The organism is Okeania hirsuta (assembly GCF_003838195.1).
GTDB lineage: Bacteria > Cyanobacteriota > Cyanobacteriia > Cyanobacteriales > Microcoleaceae > Okeania > Okeania hirsuta.
Genome location: NZ_RCBY01000125.1, coordinates 1 through 23515, shown reverse-complemented (window position 1 = coordinate 23515; position 23515 = coordinate 1). Strand labels below are relative to the sequence as shown.

The 23515-nt window shown below is 35.1% G+C and carries 16 protein-coding genes; 12 read left to right on the top strand and 4 right to left on the bottom strand.

The window, feature by feature from the left end; translation table 11 throughout:
* From D5R40_RS19585 to D5R40_RS19565, 5 genes are all read left to right on the top strand, one after another.
* A partial coding sequence (locus D5R40_RS19585; RefSeq protein ID WP_240041625.1) for an SGNH/GDSL hydrolase family protein occupies positions 1–916 on the top strand: 916 nt, incomplete at its 5' end.
* 637 nt (positions 917–1553) lie between these two features.
* Positions 1554–2684, top strand: a complete 1131-nt coding sequence (locus tag D5R40_RS19580; protein ID WP_192901292.1) for an SGNH/GDSL hydrolase family protein — start codon at positions 1554–1556, stop codon at positions 2682–2684.
* A 637-nt stretch (positions 2685–3321) separates the two neighbouring features.
* Positions 3322–4452 (top strand): SGNH/GDSL hydrolase family protein, encoded by a 1131-nt coding sequence (locus tag D5R40_RS19575; protein WP_192901292.1) that lies wholly within the window; start codon positions 3322–3324, stop codon positions 4450–4452.
* A 637-nt stretch (positions 4453–5089) separates the two neighbouring features.
* Positions 5090–6340, top strand: a complete 1251-nt coding sequence (locus tag D5R40_RS19570) for an SGNH/GDSL hydrolase family protein (protein ID WP_124146022.1) — start codon at positions 5090–5092, stop codon at positions 6338–6340.
* 1185 nt (positions 6341–7525) lie between these two features.
* Positions 7526–8956 (top strand): hypothetical protein, encoded by a 1431-nt coding sequence (locus D5R40_RS19565; RefSeq protein WP_124146046.1) that lies wholly within the window; start codon positions 7526–7528, stop codon positions 8954–8956.
* Between the two features lie 240 nt (positions 8957–9196).
* Here the strand turns inward: D5R40_RS19565 and D5R40_RS19560 are convergent, their stop codons facing one another.
* Entirely contained in the window at positions 9197–10261 is a 1065-nt protein-coding gene (locus tag D5R40_RS19560; RefSeq protein WP_240039070.1) for an SGNH/GDSL hydrolase family protein, read from the bottom strand.
* Positions 10262–10925: 664 nt separating this feature from the next.
* On the opposite strand from D5R40_RS19560, the gene D5R40_RS19555 reads away from it, so the two are divergent.
* Entirely contained in the window at positions 10926–12725 is a 1800-nt protein-coding gene (locus tag D5R40_RS19555; RefSeq protein ID WP_124146020.1) for a hypothetical protein, read from the top strand.
* 672 nt (positions 12726–13397) lie between these two features.
* On the opposite strand, the gene D5R40_RS35620 is transcribed toward D5R40_RS19555, so the two are convergent.
* Positions 13398–13583 carry a hypothetical protein gene (locus D5R40_RS35620; RefSeq protein WP_124146019.1) on the bottom strand — a complete coding sequence of 62 codons (186 nt, stop codon included), beginning with the start codon at positions 13581–13583 and terminating at the stop codon, positions 13398–13400.
* Between the two features lie 6 nt (positions 13584–13589).
* A complete protein-coding gene (locus D5R40_RS19545) occupies positions 13590–14789 on the bottom strand; it encodes an alginate O-acetyltransferase AlgX-related protein (protein WP_124146018.1) in 1200 nt (399 codons plus the stop codon).
* 22 nt (positions 14790–14811) lie between these two features.
* Here D5R40_RS19545 and D5R40_RS35615 point away from each other — a divergent pair, with 22 nt between their 5' ends.
* From D5R40_RS35615 to D5R40_RS19535, 4 genes are all read left to right on the top strand, one after another.
* Positions 14812–14961 carry a hypothetical protein gene (locus tag D5R40_RS35615; RefSeq protein WP_161564620.1) on the top strand — a complete coding sequence of 50 codons (150 nt, stop codon included), beginning with the start codon at positions 14812–14814 and terminating at the stop codon, positions 14959–14961.
* A 1211-nt stretch (positions 14962–16172) separates the two neighbouring features.
* Positions 16173–19715 carry a transcription-repair coupling factor gene (mfd, locus tag D5R40_RS19540; RefSeq protein ID WP_124155084.1) on the top strand — a complete coding sequence of 1181 codons (3543 nt, stop codon included), beginning with the start codon at positions 16173–16175 and terminating at the stop codon, positions 19713–19715.
* Between the two features lie 862 nt (positions 19716–20577).
* On the top strand, positions 20578–20703 hold the full coding sequence (locus D5R40_RS41285) for a hypothetical protein (protein ID WP_275670284.1): 126 nt from the start codon (positions 20578–20580) through the stop codon (positions 20701–20703).
* Between the two features lie 46 nt (positions 20704–20749).
* Positions 20750–21361, top strand: a complete 612-nt coding sequence (locus D5R40_RS19535; RefSeq protein ID WP_124143381.1) for a hypothetical protein — start codon at positions 20750–20752, stop codon at positions 21359–21361.
* 568 nt (positions 21362–21929) lie between these two features.
* On the opposite strand, the gene D5R40_RS19530 is transcribed toward D5R40_RS19535, so the two are convergent.
* Complete coding sequence (locus D5R40_RS19530; protein WP_161565023.1) at positions 21930–22619, bottom strand: WD40 repeat domain-containing protein; 690 nt, start codon at positions 22617–22619, stop codon at positions 21930–21932.
* A gap of 46 nt (positions 22620–22665) precedes the next feature.
* Between D5R40_RS19530 and D5R40_RS19525 the strand changes: the two genes are divergently transcribed.
* Both D5R40_RS19525 and D5R40_RS19520 read left to right on the top strand, forming a co-directional pair.
* Positions 22666–23037, top strand: coding sequence for a helix-turn-helix domain-containing protein (locus tag D5R40_RS19525; RefSeq protein WP_124143379.1), 372 nt, complete (start codon positions 22666–22668; stop codon positions 23035–23037).
* Positions 23038–23168: 131 nt separating this feature from the next.
* On the top strand, positions 23169–23515 hold a 347-nt coding region (locus tag D5R40_RS19520; RefSeq protein WP_511035250.1), incomplete at its 3' end, for a transposase.

The window sequence follows — 23515 nt, the reverse complement described above, 5'->3', positions numbered from 1 at the left end:
AGGAGAAGGTATACCTTCAGAATTAAAAATGAATAGTGGAGGGTTTCGTGATTATGAACGTAGTAAAACTCAACCTGAAAATGGATTAAGAATAGCTTTATTAGGAGATTCTTTTACAGAAGCAATTCATGTCAAATTGGAGGATACTTATGGTGCAATTATAGAGCAAAGATTACAACAGTGTCCTGTATTAAAAGACCGGAAAGTTGAGGTAATGAATTTTGGTGTACAGGGTTATGGAACAGCTCAACAGTTGATGACTTTAAGACATCATGTTTGGGATTATGCACCAGATTTAGTAATATTAGCTTTTTATGCTGGTAACGACCTCCGTAATAATTATCGTCCTCTAGACCACGACCATCTCAGACCTTATTTTGTCTATAAAAATGGTCAGTTAGAGTTAGATATGTCATTCCAGACAATGAAACCTTGGTCAAGAGGTCGTTATGTTTTTTCAATGGTTGATATATTACCAATTTGGTTAGTGAGAAATTTTCGGATTTTACAGTTAATTAGAAAAGTTGATATGGATGCTAAACCACGTCAATTTTTAAATGATTATGGCAAAACTATTGTTTCTTTTTATCGAGAACCTGAATCAAATTCTGACTGGGATAAAGCTTGGAAAGTAACGGAAGATTTAATTAGGTTAATGAGGGATGAAGTCTATGAAAAGAATGGAGATTTTATGTTAATGGCAGTTAGTGATTCTCATCAGGTGCATCCCAGTTTGGAACACCGTGAAAAATTTAAAAATTCTCATAATTTGTCAGATTTATATTATCCAGACCGGAGAATAGAAGCGTTTGGCAAACAAGAAAATATTCCGGTTTATATTTTATCTGGACCATTAGTAGATGAAGCGCAAAAAACAGGCAAGTGTTTATATGGATTTGATAATGCAGAACAATAATTAGACTGTTTACAGGAGGACCGAGTCATACCATTTCTCTATTTCTCTATGAAGTTCCATTTAATATAAAGATGAGAATAGTCAGCTTAATCAGGTCTGAGCAACAATTATTAAGTTTATTGTTTACAGAGAAATGGTATGACTCGGTCCTCCTGTAAACAGTCTAATTATTGTTCTGCTGATTAAATCTAAAAGCATTGACATATAAAGACAAGTGCCTTTTTGGGGCCTTTAAAAAGTGCATGGTATCACGTCTAAAACGCTCATGCATGGAGCGTATTTTAGGCACATAGTTGGGCAGAAAAATCACTCTTATACCAATTTCATAAAATATTGCAAAGCGTGACGAAACAGGGAACAGAGAACAGGGAACAGGGAAAGAAAAACATAAATATTAAAGAGGAAAAAAGGTGGAAATTTTAGAATTTATGGAATTTATAATTTTTTCTTTTATGAATAAATCACAAATTAAGATGTAACTGCCTTTTTTGAATTTGGTATTACAATTCTTACTCCTACCTCCTCGCTCATTCCCATTTCTTCTGTCTCCTGTCTCCTACCCCAGCAAAAAGACTTTCCATACGCAAACCCTAAGTATTTGTAGCAAAAATTTTAGTATTTCATATAAGTAGAGAAAATGAAAAAGCGACAAAATTTAGCAGTAAATATAGGAATAACAATAGTTACATTTATATTTGCTGTGATAGTGGGAGAAGTAGGATTAAGAATATTAGGAATTGCACATCCCCCACCACCTAGAACAGATGAAAAATCAGAAAATAAATCTCTATATACTGCTAAAGATCCAAATCGAGGTTGGGCAGGAAATCCTAACGCTACAGCATTTTGGACAGGAGAAGGTATACCTTCAGAATTAAAAATGAATAGTGGAGGGTTTCGTGATTATGAACGTAGTAAAACTCAACCTGAAAATGGATTAAGAATAGCTTTATTAGGAGATTCTTTTACAGAAGCAATTCATGTCAAATTGGAGGATACTTATGGTGCAATTATAGAGCAAAGATTACAACAGTGTCCTGTATTAAAAGACCGGAAAGTTGAGGTAATGAATTTTGGTGTACAGGGTTATGGAACAGCTCAACAGTTGATGACTTTAAGACATCATGTTTGGGATTATGCACCAGATTTAGTAATATTAGCTTTTTATGCTGGTAACGACCTCCGTAATAATTATCGTCCTCTAGACCACGACCATCTCAGACCTTATTTTGTCTATAAAAATGGTCAGTTAGAGTTAGATATGTCATTCCAGACAATGAAACCTTGGTCAAGAGGTCGTTATGTTTTTTCAATGGTTGATATATTACCAATTTGGTTAGTGAGAAATTTTCGGATTTTACAGTTAATTAGAAAAGTTGATATGGATGCTAAACCACGTCAATTTTTAAATGATTATGGCAAAACTATTGTTTCTTTTTATCGAGAACCTGAATCAAATTCTGACTGGGATAAAGCTTGGAAAGTAACGGAAGATTTAATTAGGTTAATGAGGGATGAAGTCTATGAAAAGAATGGAGATTTTATGTTAATGGCAGTTAGTGATTCTCATCAGGTGCATCCCAGTTTGGAACACCGTGAAAAATTTAAAAATTCTCATAATTTGTCAGATTTATATTATCCAGACCGGAGAATAGAAGCGTTTGGCAAACAAGAAAATATTCCGGTTTATATTTTATCTGGACCATTAGTAGATGAAGCGCAAAAAACAGGCAAGTGTTTATATGGATTTGATAATGCAGAACAATAATTAGACTGTTTACAGGAGGACCGAGTCATACCATTTCTCTATTTCTCTATGAAGTTCCATTTAATATAAAGATGAGAATAGTCAGCTTAATCAGGTCTGAGCAACAATTATTAAGTTTATTGTTTACAGAGAAATGGTATGACTCGGTCCTCCTGTAAACAGTCTAATTATTGTTCTGCTGATTAAATCTAAAAGCATTGACATATAAAGACAAGTGCCTTTTTGGGGCCTTTAAAAAGTGCATGGTATCACGTCTAAAACGCTCATGCATGGAGCGTATTTTAGGCACATAGTTGGGCAGAAAAATCACTCTTATACCAATTTCATAAAATATTGCAAAGCGTGACGAAACAGGGAACAGAGAACAGGGAACAGGGAAAGAAAAACATAAATATTAAAGAGGAAAAAAGGTGGAAATTTTAGAATTTATGGAATTTATAATTTTTTCTTTTATGAATAAATCACAAATTAAGATGTAACTGCCTTTTTTGAATTTGGTATTACAATTCTTACTCCTACCTCCTCGCTCATTCCCATTTCTTCTGTCTCCTGTCTCCTACCCCAGCAAAAAGACTTTCCATACGCAAACCCTAAGTATTTGTAGCAAAAATTTTAGTATTTCATATAAGTAGAGAAAATGAAAAAGCGACAAAATTTAGCAGTAAATATAGGAATAACAATAGTTACATTTATATTTGCTGTGATAGTGGGAGAAGTAGGATTAAGAATATTAGGAATTGCACATCCCCCACCACCTAGAACAGATGAAAAATCAGAAAATAAATCTCTATATACTGCTAAAGATCCAAATCGAGGTTGGGCAGGAAATCCTAACGCTACAGCATTTTGGACAGGAGAAGGTATACCTTCAGAATTAAAAATGAATAGTGGAGGGTTTCGTGATTATGAACGTAGTAAAACTCAACCTGAAAATGGATTAAGAATAGCTTTATTAGGAGATTCTTTTACAGAAGCAATTCATGTCAAATTGGAGGATACTTATGGTGCAATTATAGAGCAAAGATTACAACAGTGTCCTGTATTAAAAGACCGGAAAGTTGAGGTAATGAATTTTGGTGTACAGGGTTATGGAACAGCTCAACAGTTGATGACTTTAAGACATCATGTTTGGGATTATGCACCAGATTTAGTAATATTAGCTTTTTATGCTGGTAACGACCTCCGTAATAATTATCGTCCTCTAGACCACGACCATCTCAGACCTTATTTTGTCTATAAAAATGGTCAGTTAGAGTTAGATATGTCATTCCAGACAATGAAACCTTGGTCAAGAGGTCGTTATGTTTTTTCAATGGTTGATATATTACCAATTTGGTTAGTGAGAAATTTTCGGATTTTACAGTTAATTAGAAAAGTTGATATGGATGCTAAACCACGTCAATTTTTAAATGATTATGGCAAAACTATTGTTTCTTTTTATCGAGAACCTGAATCAAATTCTGACTGGGATAAAGCTTGGAAAGTAACGGAAGATTTAATTAGGTTAATGAGGGATGAAGTCTATGAAAAGAATGGAGATTTTATGTTAATGGCAGTTAGTGATTCTCATCAGGTGCATCCCAGTTTGGAACACCGTGAAAAATTTAAAAATTCTCATAATTTGTCAGATTTATATTATCCAGACCGGAGAATAGAAGCGTTTGGCAAACAAGAAAATATTCCGGTTTATATTTTATCTGGACCATTAGTAGATGAAGCGCAAAAAACAGGCAAGTGTTTATATGGATTTGATAATGCAGAACAATAATTAGACTGTTTACAGGAGGACCGAGTCATACCATTTCTCTATTTCTCTATGAAGTTCCATTTAATATAAAGATGAGAATAGTCAGCTTAATCAGGTCTGAGCAACAATTATTAAGTTTATTGTTTACAGAGAAATGGTATGACTCGGTCCTCCTGTAAACAGTCTAATTATTGTTCTGCTGATTAAATCTAAAAGCATTGACATATAAAGACAAGTGCCTTTTTGGGGCCTTTAAAAAGTGCATGGTATCACGTCTAAAACGCTCATGCATGGAGCGTATTTTAGGCACATAGTTGGGCAGAAAAATCACTCTTATACCAATTTCATAAAATATTGCAAAGCGTGACGAAACAGGGAACAGAGAACAGGGAACAGGGAAAGAAAAACATAAATATTAAAGAGGAAAAAAGGTGGAAATTTTAGAATTTATGGAATTTATAATTTTTTCTTTTATGAATAAATCACAAATTAAGATGTAACTGCCTTTTTTGAATTTGGTATTACAATTCTTACTCCTACCTCCTCGCTCATTCCCATTTCTTCTGTCTCCTGTCTCCTACCCCAGCAAAAAGACTTTCCATACGCAAACCCTAAGTATTTGTAGCAAAAATTTTAGTATTTCATATAAGTAGAGAAAATGAAAAAGCGACAAAATTTAGCAGTAAATATAGGAATAACAATAGTTACATTTATATTTGCTGTGATAGTGGGAGAAGTAGGATTAAGAATATTAGGAATTGCACATCCCCCACCACCTAGAACAGATGAAAAATCAGAAAATAAATCTCTATATACTGCTAAAGATCCAAATCGAGGTTGGGCAGGAAATCCTAACGCTACAGCATTTTGGACAGGAGAAGGTATACCTTCAGAATTAAAAATGAATAGTGGAGGGTTTCGTGATTATGAACGTAGTAAAACTCAACCTGAAAATGGATTAAGAATAGCTTTATTAGGAGATTCTTTTACAGAAGCAATTCATGTCAAATTGGAGGATACTTATGGTGCAATTATAGAGCAAAGATTACAACAGTGTCCTGTATTAAAAGACCGGAAAGTTGAGGTAATGAATTTTGGTGTACAGGGTTATGGAACAGCTCAACAGTTGATGACTTTAAGACATCATGTTTGGGATTATGCACCAGATTTAGTAATATTAGCTTTTTATGCTGGTAACGACCTCCGTAATAATTATCGTCCTCTAGACCACGACCATCTCAGACCTTATTTTGTCTATAAAAATGGTCAGTTAGAGTTAGATATGTCATTCCAGACAATGAAACCTTGGTCAAGAGGTCGTTATGTTTTTTCAATGGTTGATATATTACCAATTTGGTTAGTGAGAAATTTTCGGATTTTACAGTTAATTAGAAAAGTTGATATGGATGCTAAACCACGTCAATTTTTAAATGATTATGGCAAAACTATTGTTTCTTTTTATCGAGAACCTGAATCAAATTCTGACTGGGATAAAGCTTGGAAAGTAACGGAAGATTTAATTAGGTTAATGAGGGATGAAGTCTATGAAAAGAATGGAGATTTTATGTTAATGGCAGTTAGTGATTCTCATCAGGTGCATCCCAGTTTGGAACACCGTGAAAAATTTAAAAATTCTCATAATTTGTCAGATTTATATTATCCAGACCGGAGAATAGAAGCGTTTGGCAAACAAGAAAATATTCCGGTTTATATTTTATCTGGACCATTAGTAGATGAAGCGCAAAAAACAGGCAAGTGTTTATATGGATTTGATAATGCAGAACCTTGTGGAGGTCATTGGAATATAGAAGGTCATAAATTTGTGGGGGAAATAATGTCAAATTATTTGTGCGAAATATATGATTTCACAGAAGTTAGGAGTCAGGAGTTAGGATTCAGGAGTCAGTAGGTAGAAAGGAGTTTTTCAGTGACTTTAGAGTTAAAAATAGGTATAATTTGCCACTATTGTTTTGGGTGAAAATTTACCACTAAGTACCTAGACAGAATTAATTGTACATTTTTGATTGCTCTGTCGTAGAGTCATAAAAGGATGCCAAATAAATTTATATACAAATAATTTTGTCTACCTACTTATAGCGTTTCTTAGCCTAATGAGATACACCTATCTTTATTTGTCTTCTGTTTCCTGTTCCTTAAAACCAAGGAATGCGCGTACCTCACGCTTCTTGGAAATTTCTATAGTTGAATTTCATACATCAAATCAGCAACGCCAAAATTAAAATGTATAATACCAAATTGATAAATATTTGCTACAAATAGCGAGGGTCTTTCTTAGAAGTAAACCCACCCCTAACCCCTCCGGTGGAGGGGAAGTCAGGGGTCAGAATGAATGGTTTCAATACCAGTTTTTAGGTCCTAAATTCTCTTTTCTGTCAAAGGGACATTTCCTGTAAAGCCTTTTAATCACACTTACTATTCGTAACATTCTTTTTTCAAAATGGTATAATAATTAAAATTAACCATCAGAGAATTTATTGGATAACTGAAACATTAGTAAGATTATTATTTTATCAACAATAATACTTGATATTTTGACCGAAAATTTTGGTCAATAGCCTCCCCTTTTAAAATGATAAAAAGTGGTTGACGGAATGACTGGTGTTAAATTCAAATGATGCCTGATACCGAAAAAAATATATCTATAAATCAACAGGATAAAGTAATGCTATACTTAGGTAAAATTTCAGTTATTAAGTAATTAAAAATATCTGAATCACTTTTTTGCTAATTTTAGCCAAGTTAATGTTAATTATTCTTGTGTTTGATTCTCCCTATACGGACGTTACATACAACTACTACTCCCCCTCCTGGGAGGGGTTAGGGTGGGTCTCCTACTATGCGAAAATGTAGAAAAGTTTTTGATAAATTCTATAAGACCAAAACTCATAAAGTATGGAACCATTAGATAAGCTTTTAAGATTACAGAATTGCCAAAAAAAATCCTTAACTGAACTGTATCTATCTATAGACTTATCTACTTTCTTTCTTCCTTTTTCCCTCTTCCTTCTTCCTTATCCAAAAAATCTTTAACTGAACTGTATTAATCTATAAATATATCTTCTATAAAATGACTATGAAAAAACTGGGTATGTTCAAAGATTCCAAAGAACTATGGAAAATTATTTTGATTAACATAATTTTGCTATTTATCTTTTTAGAATTAGGTTCTTTGGCTTGGTATTTTATCAGGTATAAGCAATTTTTCTACACGAGAGAAAAGGTGGCAAAAACCAATCAAGAGGAAGAACAAGAAAATCAAGCAGAAAATGAAAATAATAATGCTAATGTCAATACCAATATGATGGGAATAAATTTAGCAGGAATTAGGTTAGAAGATTCTGTAATAGAAAGACTGCATCCTTACTTTGGCTATGTTCAAAAACCAGGACCAGATTTTCGAGAAGGGTTTAAATACAATGCTGCTGGTTTTATTTCTCCTTATGATTATCCCTATCAAAAAAAGAGTGATAATCAATATATAATCGGAGTTTTTGGTGGTTCAGTTGCCTCTAACTATTCAATATATGAAATTCAGAATCAAATTTTGGTCAATAAATTAAAGCAAGTTCCAGAACTTAAAGATAAGGAATTTATTATCTTGTCTTTTGCCACAGGAGGCTATAAACAACCGCAACAATTAATACTATTAAACTACTTTCTCTCCATCGGTCAAGAATTTGATATGCTCATCAATATAGATGGGTTTAATGAGGTAATTTTGGCAAAAGCAAACAATAAAAATAATATTGATATTATGATGCCAAGTACCAATCATGTTGTGCCGTTAACCAACATAGCTAATAATAGTCTCTCGACAAAATCTATTAGAGCAATGTTAAAAATTAACGACAGTAAAGATAAATTGAAAGATGCTTTAGAAACTTTAGATAAGTGTCAAGTAGCTTACTGTTATGCCTTGACATCAATTTATGTACAAAATCTAGCAACGACCTATCGTAAAAATGTCAAAATATTTGATAAAGAAAGAAAAAAAGCAGCTCAACAAGCTGCGGGAGAAACTGAAGCTAGTATCGTTTATTTCTATGCACAATCTCCTCAACTAGAAAAATCAGAATTATATGAGACTATGGCAGAACATTGGAAAAAAGCCTCCATAATGATCAAGCAAATTGCTGCTAATAATAATATTTTATATTTTCATATTCTACAGCCAAATCAATATTACCCTACCAATAGAATTTACAGTGAAGCAGAAAAGAAAATTGCTTTTGATTCTGATACTCCTTTTAAAGAAGCAACAGAATTGGGGTATCCAGTGCTTTTAAGTAAGATAGATGATTTGAAACAAAATGGTGTGAATATTTTCAATGGTGTAAATATTTTAGATAATGCCAAAGAGATAGTTTATATTGATAGTTGCTGTCATTACACGAAAGCTGGAGAAAAGATTTTGTCTGAATATATAGCTAATTCAATCTTTAATACACTTGCTCCAAATCAAAATCAATCGGTAGATAGTAAAAATAAATCAAATAATAGATAAATATAGCAATCCTAACCTTATTTGGGTTGTAATATTTTGATGGCACTTAGGAGTCAGGAGTCAGAATTTACTCATGTTTTCAGTTCAAATTAACTATTAGACCTCTCCAGAAAAGAGGCAATAGGGAACAGGGAACAGGGAGAAGTAATTGATAATTTATGGATAATAATTGATTTTATTTTTGATTTTTGGAGATGTCTATTATCAAAAATTTCACAACCAATGGGCGAATTGCTATATCTACTGAAAAAATTCTTCAGAGAGATACTTATCTATTACTTCAGCAGCTAATCTATTACCAGCAATATTCCAATGAATATCGTTAGGTTTGTAGAGAGGAATTTGAGTCCCCGCAGTCACAAATTCTTCAACAATGTCAAGATAATATATATTATTTTTGACAAGTGCTTGAGATAATAATTTGTTAGGGTGTCGAAAATCAAATTTATTGGGAGTAAAATTATAACTAGCAACTACTTTATCTCTTAATTCTTTGATAACTTGTACTTCATCAGGCATTAAGACTACGACTAAAGTAATATTTCTGCGATCGCAGATTTCTTTGATTTTTAATAAGTCGCCCAAAGCATCATTAAAATGTTCTTGAAATTCAGTTTCTTCAGGATTTTTGAGAAAAATATAACTCCTCTTTTTTGCCTCTTCCAGATGAAAGTCATCCGGTACAGTAGGTAAATCTTCTCGATACTCTATATTATGATGATAAAGATTACCTTCAAACTTACTATTCACCTTAATTAGGAAATCAAAAAATGAGAAAACGTAAGAATCTTGAACTTTAAGTAATCTCCGGTCTTGTTGTGATTTATAGTTATCAGAAAAGTCATTTCCGACGTAAAAAGATAACAATACCATATCAGGATTTAATTCTAATCCTTCATTGACTAATAGGGATAAATAATCTTTCGGCCCAATAGCAATTATACCCATATTAATTAATTCTATTGGCTGCTGACTATCTTGATTAAGTTTTGACTCCAATAGAGTTAGAAAATTATGTTTGTAGGGAATACCTCCATAAGCAAAAGAATCACCTATACCCAAAATTCTGTATGTACCTTCTGCTTTTTGTTTGCTAAATTCTACATCTTTAAATCCCCGAGAATTTAATTGGAAGTCATAATCTGTAGATAATGGTTTCCCACGCCAACGATTATAAGATGAGGGGTCGTAGAACATAAAAGATGGATTAATTTTGTGATAAATTCTGAATGTGACTTCTGTTAAGCCAAAAGTTATTAAAGATATAATTGCTGTTTGACGGAGGATAGAAAAAATTTTTTTCATTATTAAAATTAAATTTTCTAGGATGAATGTTTTGATTGGATTAAGTACAGTTAATCTAGATTAGCGATCGCTAAGATGTTAATATAACACCAGTAAAAAAAATACCTATAAATTAACTTTTTCTAGATAGATAAGCGCGATATGGGAGGTTTGAATTTGGCAATCTGGAAAATTAAATTTGAGTATAAAATTTCCCATTCCCCATTCACTATTGTCTATCCCCTTTTTTGATAAATATGGAATGTTTTGACTGGATTAAATACAATTAATCTAGATTAGCGATCGCTAAAATGTTAATATAACACCAGTTTAAAAATATCTCTCTAAATTAACTTTTTCTATCTATATAGATAAGCGCTATAGGGGAGGTTTAGACTTGGCAATTTGGAAAATTAAATTTGAGTATAATTTTTCTCCATTCTCCATTCCCTATTCCCTATTCCCTGTTACCGAATAATTAAGGTTTAAAGTCTCTCCTTTAAAAGAGAAACAAGCGGTAGTTAGCGCAGCTCCCCGAAGGATGGGATGCTGAGGGAACATAGCCATATCCAATTGACCAAGAGAGAAAAAATTTTCCTTTTATTCAATCCTCTTCCTTTTAGGGAGAGGTAATTATTAATTATCCATTATCAATTATTGAACTGTTCCCTTTTTTTTGATAAATATGCAACGTACTCATTCTAAATTAGTTTTAGGAATAAATTTATGTTTGGCGATAATTCCAGCTATAGTTCTAGGAATTCTTATTCTTAAGTATAGTTTGAATGTACCGATTCAAGACCAATGGCAAATTGCTGCTGTCTTTGAAAAAGTTAATGTAGGAACTTTGTCTTTCAACGATTTAATGGCACAGCATAATGAAAGCAGAAAATTTTTCCCCAGACTAATTTTTATCTCCTTAGCATTTTTGACAAAATGGAATATTAGATATGAAATTTTAGTCATATTTTTACTTGCCTGTATAGTTGCTGTAAATATTTATCTTTTAAACCAATTAACAATTAATGCTTCCCCAATCAAAAGTCTGACCATAGCATTAGTATCTAATATTTTTATTTTTTCTGCAGTGCAATATGAAAATTGGTTATGGGGTATTCAAATAGTTGTTTTTATTCCCATTGTCTGTATTACTACCTCTATATTAATTGCTTATTCTCAACTGAATAATACAGCAAAATTTTTAATTTGTATGTTCTTGGCAACCATCAGCACTTTTTCTTATGCTAATGGTTTATTAGCCTGGGTAATTGTCTTACCAGTTTTAGCTTTAGCCAAACTAAAATCTTGCTCAGATATACGAAAAAATATCAAATTATATATCCTCTGGATAATTGGATTTATAGCAAATATAGCCTTATATTTTTACGATTATCAAAAGCCATTATCTCATCCTAATCCAGTAGAATCTATTCAATATCCAGATCAAATATTTCAATATTTTCTAGCATTTATAGGTACTGCTCTTGGTATAGGTAGCAGTATACAACCTCTCAATAATTCAATTATTCTTGGTTCCATAATTATTACCCTATTTATTTGTTTGTCTTCTTATGTACTATGGCAGATTAAAGACTATCAAATTCGGTCTCAAAGCATTGGTTGGATTATGCTTGGTTCATATACAGTTATTAGTGCCTTAGTTACATCCATTGGTAGAGTTTCATTTGGTATAGAACAAGCACTTTCCTCAAGATATACAACCTTTTCCACTTATCTCATTATCTCCATAATTCATTTAACAATTATTGTGGGAGAGGATTGGATAAAAAAAGAATACTTGTTAATTAATAGAAGCCTATTCTCAAAAATTATTTGCTGGTTTCTCGGCATAATAACTGTTCTGCAAATACATAATTTTACCTACAGTATAGAAAAGATGAAATCATGGCGACAGAATTACTTGAAATATAAAGGATGTTTATTACTCATTAATTTTACTCACGATAACTGCCAAAATTTGATTGATTATTACTACTTTGAATCTCATAGACAACGGGCGCGTTACTTAACAGAAATGGGTTTTTTACACCCTGCTTTAATTAAAACTAATCGCATTCAAGACCTTGTAGATACTAATAATGAGAGAGAAGTAGAAGGTATTTTTGAGAAGCTAGAATTCATTGGTGAGAATAATTTACTAGGGACTGGTTGGGCAATATTTACTGATACGGGTTTACCTGTAGATGCCATTGTTTTAAGTTATGATAATTCTCAAGGTGAATCTATTGTTTCTGCTGTGGCAGATATGACAATGCCAAGACCTTATCTGGTGAAAGAATTTAATAGTCAAAAATACTTTAAGTCAGGATGGCAAAAGGTATTGTCTACTCATAAATTTCCTCAAGGAAATATTAATGTTAAAGCTTGGGCATTAGATACAGATACCGCTAAATTTTATCAAATTCCTGGTACTTATGTAGTTAATAAAAATGGTGAAAATCTTACTGTTTTGTCAGGTAATTAAAGAAGGAAGAGGGAAGAAGGAAGAGGGAAGAAGGAAGAGGGAAGAAGAAAAAATTTATAGATATAAATAAGTTGTAAAGTAAGATGGTAAAAGCTCCTTTTTAGCCAAAAATTAAAATTTTTTAGGGAAGAATGTACACAAAATAACCAGTGCATTTTAATTTTCATAAAAAATAGTTGCAGCTTAGATATAGTAAGATATTTAACGTTCAGAAAATAGAGGATAAATATACAATTAATTTTGCTTAGGTACTTAGTATTTTTTTTCATAATTGCTATAAAACTATCCCTCACAGCTAGATATAGCTAGCAAATAAAAACTTAACATTAAATGACCAAAAAATCAGGTCAATAGCTTCCCCTTTTAAGGAGATAAAAAAAGAGAATTCCGTATTTTCGTAGCCTCCCATTACAGGAGGTGCTGATAACTGATAACTGATAACTGATAACTGAAATGACCTTTTGGTAAAGTCGAAATTAGTCGAGAAGTAACAGGGGAGGTTAGACAGGTAGATATTTATTTTTCTCCGGTCTCAAATCCTCCTAATTCTGGCCTAAATTTAGGAGTATTGGGTAAAATATTATTGAGTGATTCTTTAATTGAACCATTTCAGAATCAAACAACCTTGAATGAAGTTAGTAGTTGTGTGTTGAAGTTATTTTATTTCCAGAGTTAATTGCAGCGATAAGCAAAACGGAATCGAGAATATATTCCAGAATTATATTTGCCTAATTTATATTTTGGGTTGAAAAAAGCGCCGTCTACACGGTGTTTACAATTGGTTGGGTTTTGAGTCCCAATCCATTTTTTTTTCCTTCTTTCTTTCTTCTTCCTTCCTTCTTCCTTCTGCCATAGCAATCTTCCTTATTCAAAAAAATTATCGATATCTCTTACTAAATAATCGAATAAAATATCCGCAGCTAATAAATTTCCAGCACTATTCCAATGAGGTTCCCGAAGTAAGTATAAAGGACGATTTTTTTGTTCTCTTCTAAATCTATCTAACATATCTATATAAGGAATACTATTAGCCTCCAAATATTTCCTCAAAATCTCTTGCTGACAAGTCGTATTATAAGACTCTCGCTTCAAATCATCATATTCCGCAAAAATGTCATTCAACAATTCATCATTAACTTGATATTCATCGGGATAAATTGCCACCACAAACTGAATATTTCGAGACTCTAATAAGGCTTGCATTTCTGAAATACTCTGAAAAATATAGTTAATATTATCGTCTCGCTTGCCCTCAAGTAAATCTCTAATCTTACAGAATTTGAGCCTACTTTTTTCTACCCGCAGAAAAGCTTTTTCAGATAAAATTCCCGGTGACTTTTCCCGTTCAATAATTGGAGCTGATGCTAAATTTAAACTAGCAACTAGAGAACTACTAAACTGGGCAGAATCCTGTTTAGCTCTTTGTAATTCCTGGTAAACTTGATATTTCTGCTGTAAAAACATCAATAATCTAGACTTACCAATAATCGGATAACCAAAAATAATTAATTCATCTTCCTTATCTATATCTATATAGATACCATTGACAATAATTCGTTTTCTTTCTGGGTCAGCATCCCGAAAATCATTACCAACAAAAAAACCTAATACTACTAAATCCGGATTATATTGCAACCCGTATTTTTTCAACATAGCTAACTGCTCCCCAGTATGAGTTCCTGGATAGCCTACATTAATCACATCAACTTGCTGTTTGCCATAATAATTATCAAAATTTTTCTCCAACAAAGCCGTATAATTTCCTTCTTTTCCACCAGCCCAATTAAACGAATCGCTAACCACTAATAATCGAAATTTATTCTGGTCTTTTTGCAAAGGATAATCTCTATCGTTAAAACCAAATTGATTATTACCATTAATATAAGGTCGTACTCTAAATCCTAAATCTGAATCGTACTGATAGAGACCTTTAAATAGATAAGGCTCCAAAACAATCATCACAATTTCTACCAAAAATAGAGGTATAAATATCCAGGTAAATGTTAATAATAAAAATGTATTAAAATTTTTCCAGTTAATCAATTTGAGGAATTTTGATAACATAATAGAGAATAAGGAATAGAGATTGAAGAAGGAAGAAGAAAGAAGGAAGAGGGAAGAAAAAGTGGATGGGGATAGTCTTCGACAAGCCGCTCCGCGTCTACAAACCACAACCAATTGTAAACACCCTGTAGACGGTGGGGTATTAAACCCAAAATCAAAAGATAGGGAATAAAAAATATAGCACTTCGCCCTGGTATAGTTTCCAATTGAAAGAACTAATCAAGAATTTTTTATAGCAGAAGGAAGAAGGAAAAATATTGCGTTGTCTGAGTTTCAAGATGAGCGATCTGTCAAACACCTTTCCTTCGACTGCTATATAATACCAATTACCATGCATTAGTGCTATATTTGGGTAACACTTCAGTTATTAACTAATTAAACTATCCGAATAAACTTTTTGCTAATTTGAGTCAGTTTAATATTAATTATTATTTTTTTTTACTTCTCACCCACTCCCCTACTCCCATACTCCCCTACTCCCCTACTATGTAAAAATGTAGAAAAGTTTTTGAGAAATGGTATAACTCATTTGAGGGGAGGTAAGAAGATAGGGAGAGAAGTAAGGGAGTAGGGGAATAGGGAGCATTTTTCTACTTGCTTGATGCGCGTTCCGCAAGCGAGCCGTCGTCGTCGCAGGGTCGCATCCGCTTTTTCCCCTATTCTATTTCTAAATTTCCTGACTTCACCACCGACTAAGGACGGCAGCCAAAAGCACATACCGCGTGCAAAGATATCATAAGGATTCTATATAATGGCAGTTGGTGCAACCGTAATGGTATTAATTGAAATTGAGAAAAATGACTTCAGCTCCAATTGAAATAGCACCTCAGCACCTCAGCTCTCAAGGCGTATGATGGGGATTTTAATCCACCAGAACACGCACACCACGCGCTTTTTCAAATAAGCATGGGGGACGCCGAACCCGCCGATTTTAGCTGATAGCTGATAGCTGATAGCTGATAGCTTGTTAAAACAGGACTTAAGCATTTTGCCGAAAAAAACACTATATGTACCACAATGGTATGGTTTTTATCTACTATATATAGTACCTTTGCGTAATTCTTGTCAAAGAAAGAGGATGTATTTCGGTTTTTTTCCTACTGACAGTTTTTTCCGCTCCTCTACTCCCTCACTCCCCATCTCCCCGTTGTCTCGTAGCAAGATATATCTGAATAGAGTAGAATCATGAATTGTTAAATTTTGCAATCCTGACTCCTGACTTCAGCTTCGCTGACTCTTGACTTCCGGCTTAGAAAATCAAATTAAAAATCTTATGACCAAAAAATAGGGTCAATAGCCAGAAAAAAGTAAACTTCAGTATTTTCTTGCCTCATGCTTTAGGGGTTGGTACTGATAACTGATAACTGATAACTGATAACTGAAATGACACTATCTTCTATTCTTAAACTACTCGGGCGATCGCCCTTAACAACCGAACTCCTAAACAAACTCCAACAACACCAATGCCTACAACTCAACGGCGCTCCGCGTTTACCCAAAGGCTTAGTTGCATCTACCCTGGCCCAACAACAACAGCAAAATTTATTTATCGTTACTGCCACTTTAGAAGAAGCGGGACGGTGGGCGGCACAGTTAGAAGCAATAGGATGGCCGAAAGTTCACTTTTATCCCACCTCAGAAGCATCACCCTACGAACCCTCCCACTCCGAAGAAATGATTTGGGGACAAATGCAAGTATTGGCAGACTTGCTAAGTGAGAATGCGCCAGAAAATGCAACTAACAATGGTAACGATAGCAATAAAGCAAAAATGGCCGTAGTTGCAACAGAGCGATCGCTCCAACCCCACCTACCCACAATCAAACAATTTCAACCCTATTGTCTTACCCTTAACCCAGGCATTACCAGCAACTCCAAAACCTTCAGCACGACAGGGAGATCGGCCACAGATACACAGATAAATCATTCTCAGTCTGATGGTTTAGAGTGTATATCTTTAGATGAAAAACTTGCCCAGATGGGATATGAAAGAGTACCCCTAGTAGAAACCGAGGGTCAGTGGAGTCGCCGAGGGGATATTATAGATATATTTCCCGTAGCATCAGAATTACCAGTGCGCCTAGAATGGTTTGGCGACGAACTCGAAAAAATTCGGGAATTTGACCCTTCTACTCAACGCTCCCTCGACAAAATTGCCAAAATAGTAGTCACTCCCACAAACTTTAGTCAGTGGGGGTGGGGAAACTTAGAGTCAATGACCGACTCAAAATTTGTCTCCCTTTTAGACTATTTGCCAGAAAATACCCTAGTCGCCATAGACGAAGCTGACCAATGTGCTGCTCATGGCGATCGCTGGTTTGAACTGGTAGAAGAAAACTGGCAACAACTCAACGCTGACCAAACATCCCAACCATTACCAAAAATTCACCGCACTTTTGCCGACTCTCTCGCAGAAGTAGAATTATTTCCCAGACTATATTTATCCGAACTTGCCAAAGAAAGCAATAGCAGTATTACCAGCTCAGTCGAATATACCCTCAACCTCGCCAGTCGTCCCTTACCAGTCATGCCACACCAATACGCAAAACTGGCAGAAAACCTGCGCCAGGAAAGGGAACGGAAATTTTCCGTATTTCTCATTTCTGCTCAACCATCGCGGTCCGTATCCCTACTCCAGGAACACGACTGTCCCGCTCAGTTTATCCCCAACCCCCGGGACTACCCCGCCATTGATAGACTGCAAACCCAACACACCCCCGTTGCCATCAAATATAGTGGGTTAGCAGAATTAGAAGGATTTGTTTTACCCACATTCCGGTTAGTTTTGATTAGCGACCGAGAATTTTACGGACAACACACCCTCGCCACTCCCACCTATATTCGCAAACGTCGTCAAGCAGCTTCCAAACAAGTAGACCCCAATAAACTGCGTCCCGGAGATTATGTAGTTCACCGTCAACATGGTATCGGCAAGTTTGTCAAATTAGAAAGTCTGACTCTGAATAATGAAACTCGCGACTATCTGGCAATTCAATATGCTGACGGTTTGCTCAGAGTTGCCGCTGACCAACTCAGTTCTCTGTCGCGACTGAGAAGTACAGATAAGAAAAAACCGCAGCTCAATAAACTGACGGGTAAAACTTGGGAAAGCACCAAAAATAAAGTCCGCAAGTCAATCAAAAAATTAGCCGTTGACCAGCTGAAACTTTATGCTCAACGCGCCAAACAAACAGGTTATAGTTTTCCTGCTGACTCCCCATGGCAAGAAGAAATGGAAGATTCGTTTCCCTATCAACCTACTCCCGACCAGTTGAAAGCAACTCAAGATGTGAAACGGGATATGGAAAGTGAGCGAGCAATGGATCGCCTGGTTTGTGGTGATGTGGGTTTTGGTAAAACAGAAGTTGCTATTCGGGCAATTTTTAAAGCAGTCACTGCCAACAAACAAGTAGCATTTCTCGCCCCGACTACAGTTTTAACTCAGCAACATTATCATACTCTCAAAGAACGTTTTGCACCTTATCCCATAGAAATAGGTTTACTCAACCGCTTCCGTACTACTAATGAAAAGAAAGAAATTCAGCAGAGGTTGGCGACTGGGGAGTTGGATATTATTGTTGGCACCCATTCTATTTTAAGCAAAACGATTAACTTTCGGGAGTTGGGGTTGTTGGTGGTGGATGAGGAACAACGGTTTGGTGTTAACCAGAAGGAAAAAATTAAGGCGCTCAAAGCTCAGGTAGATGTGTTGACATTGACTGCAACGCCAATTCCCCGGACTTTATATATGGCGCTTTCGGGAATTAGGGAAATGAGTTTAATTGCGACTCCACCCCCATTGCGTCGTCCGATAAAAACTCATCTTGCACCCTACGATCTGGAAACTGCTCGCACTGCAATTCGCCAAGAGTTGAATAGAGGAGGGCAAGTTTTTTATGTTGTACCGCGCATTGAGGGTATTGAAGAGTTGGCGGGAAAATTACGAGAAATGATTCCCGGAGCTAGAATTAATATCGGTCACGGTCAGATGGATGCTAATGAATTGGAGTCAATAATGCTCACGTTTAGTGCTGGCGAAGCTGATATTTTGGTTTGTACCACAATTATTGAGTCTGGTTTGGATATTCCTCGGGTCAACACGATATTAATAGAGGATGCTCAAAAGTTTGGTTTGTCTCAGTTGTATCAGTTGCGGGGAAGGGTTGGTCGTGCGGGGGTGCAAGCTCATGCGTGGTTATTTTATCCTACTACTGCTTCCGGTGGGGTAGCACTGACAGATGATGCCCAAAAACGGTTGCGCGCAATTCAGGAGTTTACCCAGTTGGGTTCTGGATATCAGTTGGCAATGCGAGATTTAGAGATTCGGGGAGCGGGAGATATTTTAGGTGCAGAGCAGTCTGGTCAGGTGAATACCATTGGGTTCGATCTGTATACGGAGATGTTGCAAGAAGCAATTAGTGAGGTTAAAGGTCAGGAAATTCCCCAGGTGGATGATACGCAAATTGACTTGAGTTTGACTGCGTTCATTCCCGCAGACTATATTCTAGATTTAGATCAAAAAATGAGTGCATATCGGTTAGTTGCTGCTGCTAATAGTCGGGAAGAGTTGAGTCAAATAGAAATTGATTGGAGCGATCGCTACGGTACTATTCCGAAAGCTGCTTTACAGTTATTAAGGATGATGGAATTAAAACAAATTGCCAAAAAATTAGGCTTTTCTCGGATTAAATTAGAAGGGAAACAACACGTTGTTTTAGAAACACCAATGGAGGAACCAGCTTGGAATTTATTAAAGGAGAAATTACCAGGTCATTTAAAGTCTCGTTTTGTGTTTAGTAAGGGTAAAGTAACAGTTCGTGGTTTAGGTGTTTTAAGTGCTGATAAACAGTTAGAAAATTTAATAGAATGGTTGATTAAAATGGAAGGTGCTTTGCCAGAAACTCAATTAAATTTTCAGTATTTATAAAAAGTGTTTTGACTATGATTGGGAGGGGTGTTATTAACTTATTTTGTGACTAAAAAAATCAATAACAATTTGACAACTGTTTGCTACAAATACCTAGGCTATTTATTAGTAGTCAGGTAGGGAAGCCGCCACATTGGCAACCTACAGAATGAATAGTTTTCATACCATTTTTTAGGCTGTAATATCATGTGCCCCCTTCGGGGAGCTACGCTTACAGTAAAACAGTTATAATTAGGGCTTGCTGATTAAATCTAAAAGCATTGACATATAAAGACTAAAGAATTTTTGGAGTCGAATTGCAGTGCAAATTTTTCACCTCTTTATGCTCAAAAAGGAGCGTATTTTAGGCGCATAGTTGGGCCGAAAAATCATTCTTACAAAACTTAGCTCCTACCTCCTATAAATTCCAATTTCTCCTGTCTCCTGTCTCCTGTCTCCTACCCCTACCACTCATACTTTTTCAGTAAACCCTAATTATGCTCGTAGTTGTGCTCTAGCCCTAACATAAGTATTTATACTACATCCGGTTTAGTAATAGGATATTCAAAAAAGTTGAAGTTTTTGCTATAGATCGGATTTGGGAATAGGGTAAGTACCTCTTCATCAGCGGATTTAGTATTAAAAGGGCTAAATCCCAACTACAAACAAAAATTTTATTATAACTAATTATGCGTTAGCGTAGCTCCCCTGGAAGGCAGTAGGGTAGCTTCCCCGGAGCAGATACATAATATAATTTATCTTTTTAGTTAAAGGGACATCTCCTGTAGATTCTTTTAATTACCCTTACTATTAATATAGCGTTTCTCAAGTTGAGGTACAGTTGTTTTTCTTCTTTAACGATTTAGAACAAACTATTTTCGGTATGGTTTCTAACGGTAAACTTTGGGAATTTGGTAAATTGAAAGGAGATGTTTTTACCTGGAATATTATCAGTTATACTCTGGGAGACTTGGAGAGATTATTTGCAGTTATAAATTATGTGTTTTAGCAGTGTTTGTTAGAATTAGAGAATAATTAAAACAGAGTATTAAATCATGCCATTCAGTAATTACAAAAATATTGCAGCAGTCGCCAAAGAATATCAAATCAAATATATTTCTGCAAATTTTATCAATGAACTGGAATTTCCAGTGCCTCAAAATTTTAGAGAAGAATTAGAATTTCTACTTTCTCATGGAACCATATACGGTTCAGAATATGCTATTTGCGAAAATTTAATTTATCCTCTTTTGAAAGAAGTCTGGAAATCTTATTATGAGAAACTGACGCTTTGGAGCCACGAAACTTTAATTTATGATGAAAAACTTTCAGGACAACCAGATTATATTGTGACTAAACTCAATCCTCTAGGCAGAATGATTTTTGACAAACCCTATTTTTTAGTAGTTGAAGCCAAGCAAGATAAATTTGAAGAAGGATGGGGTCAATGTTTAGCAGAATTATTAGCAGTACAGAAAATTAACAACGATTTAGAACAAACTATTTTTGGTATTGTTTCTAATGGTAAATTTTGGGAATTTGGTAAATTAAAAGGAGATATTTTTACTAGGAATACTATTAGTTATAGTATTGGAGATTTGGAGAAATTATTTGCTGTTGTAAATTATGTATTTCAGCAAAGCTTGTTACAGTTGGATAATAATTAAAATAGTCTCTTAATCTAATATTTAGTAGTAAAATAACACTTGGAAATAACCAAAATTGGGATTAAAAATTCCTGAAAAAAAGTTATTTTTTATAATTGAAATATCAAAAACATACCGCTGTATCTCAGATGAAGCAATTCGAGATTTAGAATAAATTTGCGATTATATTCCTGTAAACAATTCTAATACCAATTTGATAAATATTTGCTACAAATAACTAGGTTATTTCTGAGGAGTAAACCCACTCCTAACCATTCCCAGGAGAGGAAGTCACCGAGTCATAATGAATAGCTTTGCATAAATTATCAATTATTTCTTCCTGTTCCCTGTTCCCTGTTTCTTGTTCCCTGTTCCCTCTTTTCTGGAGATGTCTAGTTATAGATAGGTTAACTGTTTAGGAATCAGGAGTCAGTCCTCAGGAGTCAGGAGAAGAAAGAATTAGAAAGATGAGCTTAGTTATGGCGATTGGAGAATTTTTTATGTCCAATTAAACGGATTTGAGATAATATCATATCCGTTTGAATACTTATACTTTCAAAATCTAATTACTCAACCGGATATGATATAATTAACTAACTTGCCACAAACGAACGACACCGTAGCGACCACTAGATGCTAAAAAGTTGCCATTTGGAGAAAACGCAATACTGTTAACAATATTAGTATGTCCAAATAAAGTTTTTAGGGATTTACCAGTAGTAACATCCCATAAACGGATAGTTTGGTCGTCACTTCCAGATGCCAATATTTTGCCATCAGCAGAAAAAGCAACTCGATTAATTATACTCTGATGCCCTATTAACAGTCTGCTCATTTTTCCAGTGGTAATATCCCACAACCGTATAGTTTTCTCTCCACCAGCAGATGCTAATAATTTACCATCTGGGGAAAAGGCAACTGTTTTAACATACATTGTATGTCCTGAGAAAACTTTCAGGGGTTTACCGTTGCTAGTATGCCATAACCGGACTGTTTTATCTGCACTTCCAGATGCCAACATTTTACCATCAGCAGAAAAAGCAACACTCCAGACTAAATCTTCATGGCCTGCGAGCAGTGCTAACTTCCTACCAGTAAGTACATCCCATAATATTAATGTTTCTTCCCGACTACCAGATGCTAATAACTTGCTACTGGCAGAAAAAGCTACACTTTTAACTACATCTGTATGTCCTGTCAAAACTCGTATTTGTTTTCCAGTAATAGCATTCCACAAACGCACGCTAGTATCATCACTAGCAGATGCTAATAATATCAAATCCGGTAGCATCGGTATAAAAAAATTAAACCTGATAAATTAAGGGATGAATAGTAAGAGTTGGGCGATCGCCATGCCGAGATTGTTAAAGCTAGAACCACACAAAAGTATCGAAGAGTTGGAAAAACTCTACCGACAAACTCAAGACCCAATAGAACGAACTAGATGGCAAATCCTCTGGTTGATAGCTAAAGGCCACAAAGTAGAAGAAGTGGCTGAGGTTACTGGATATCGGCGTGGTTCAATTTACAGAATTGTAGGGCGCTATAACCGATTAGGTATTGATGGATTAAAAGATCGTCGCCATCAACATCAGGGGCCGGAGACCTTACTCTCAGAAATAGACCAAGCTTTCCTATGGCAAGCACTACAAGAGCCACCGGTAGATGGAGGTTTATCATTTTCTTTGTGGGTTTAATACCCCACCGTCAACGGTCGTGTTCACGCATTACTTGGGGGGAGCGAATCCCCATGTAATTTTCCTCCTGTCTCCAGTATAGCTGTCTCCTGTCTCCTTCTTCAAGGAATGGACCCAAAGTAGCTCAGTGGATGAGCGAGCATCTGGAACGTCCTATTCATCCTCAAAGAGGGTGGGAATATCTACGTAGCTTTGAAATGCGTTTAAAAGTACCACGTCCAGCACATGACAAAGGGGAGATCACAGAGCAAGAACAGTGGAAAAAAAAACTCAACCAGAAAGTCCAAGAAGTAGGGCAAAAACACCCAGAGGCCACAGTTGAAGTCTGGGCAATGGATGAACATCGCTTAGGGTTAAAACCTATATGTAGAAGAGTCTGGGCTCAGTTGGGTAGTCATGCGATCGCCAATGTTAACTGGAAATACCAATGGCTATGGTTATACGGCTTTGTGAATCCAAATAATGGTGAAACTTACTA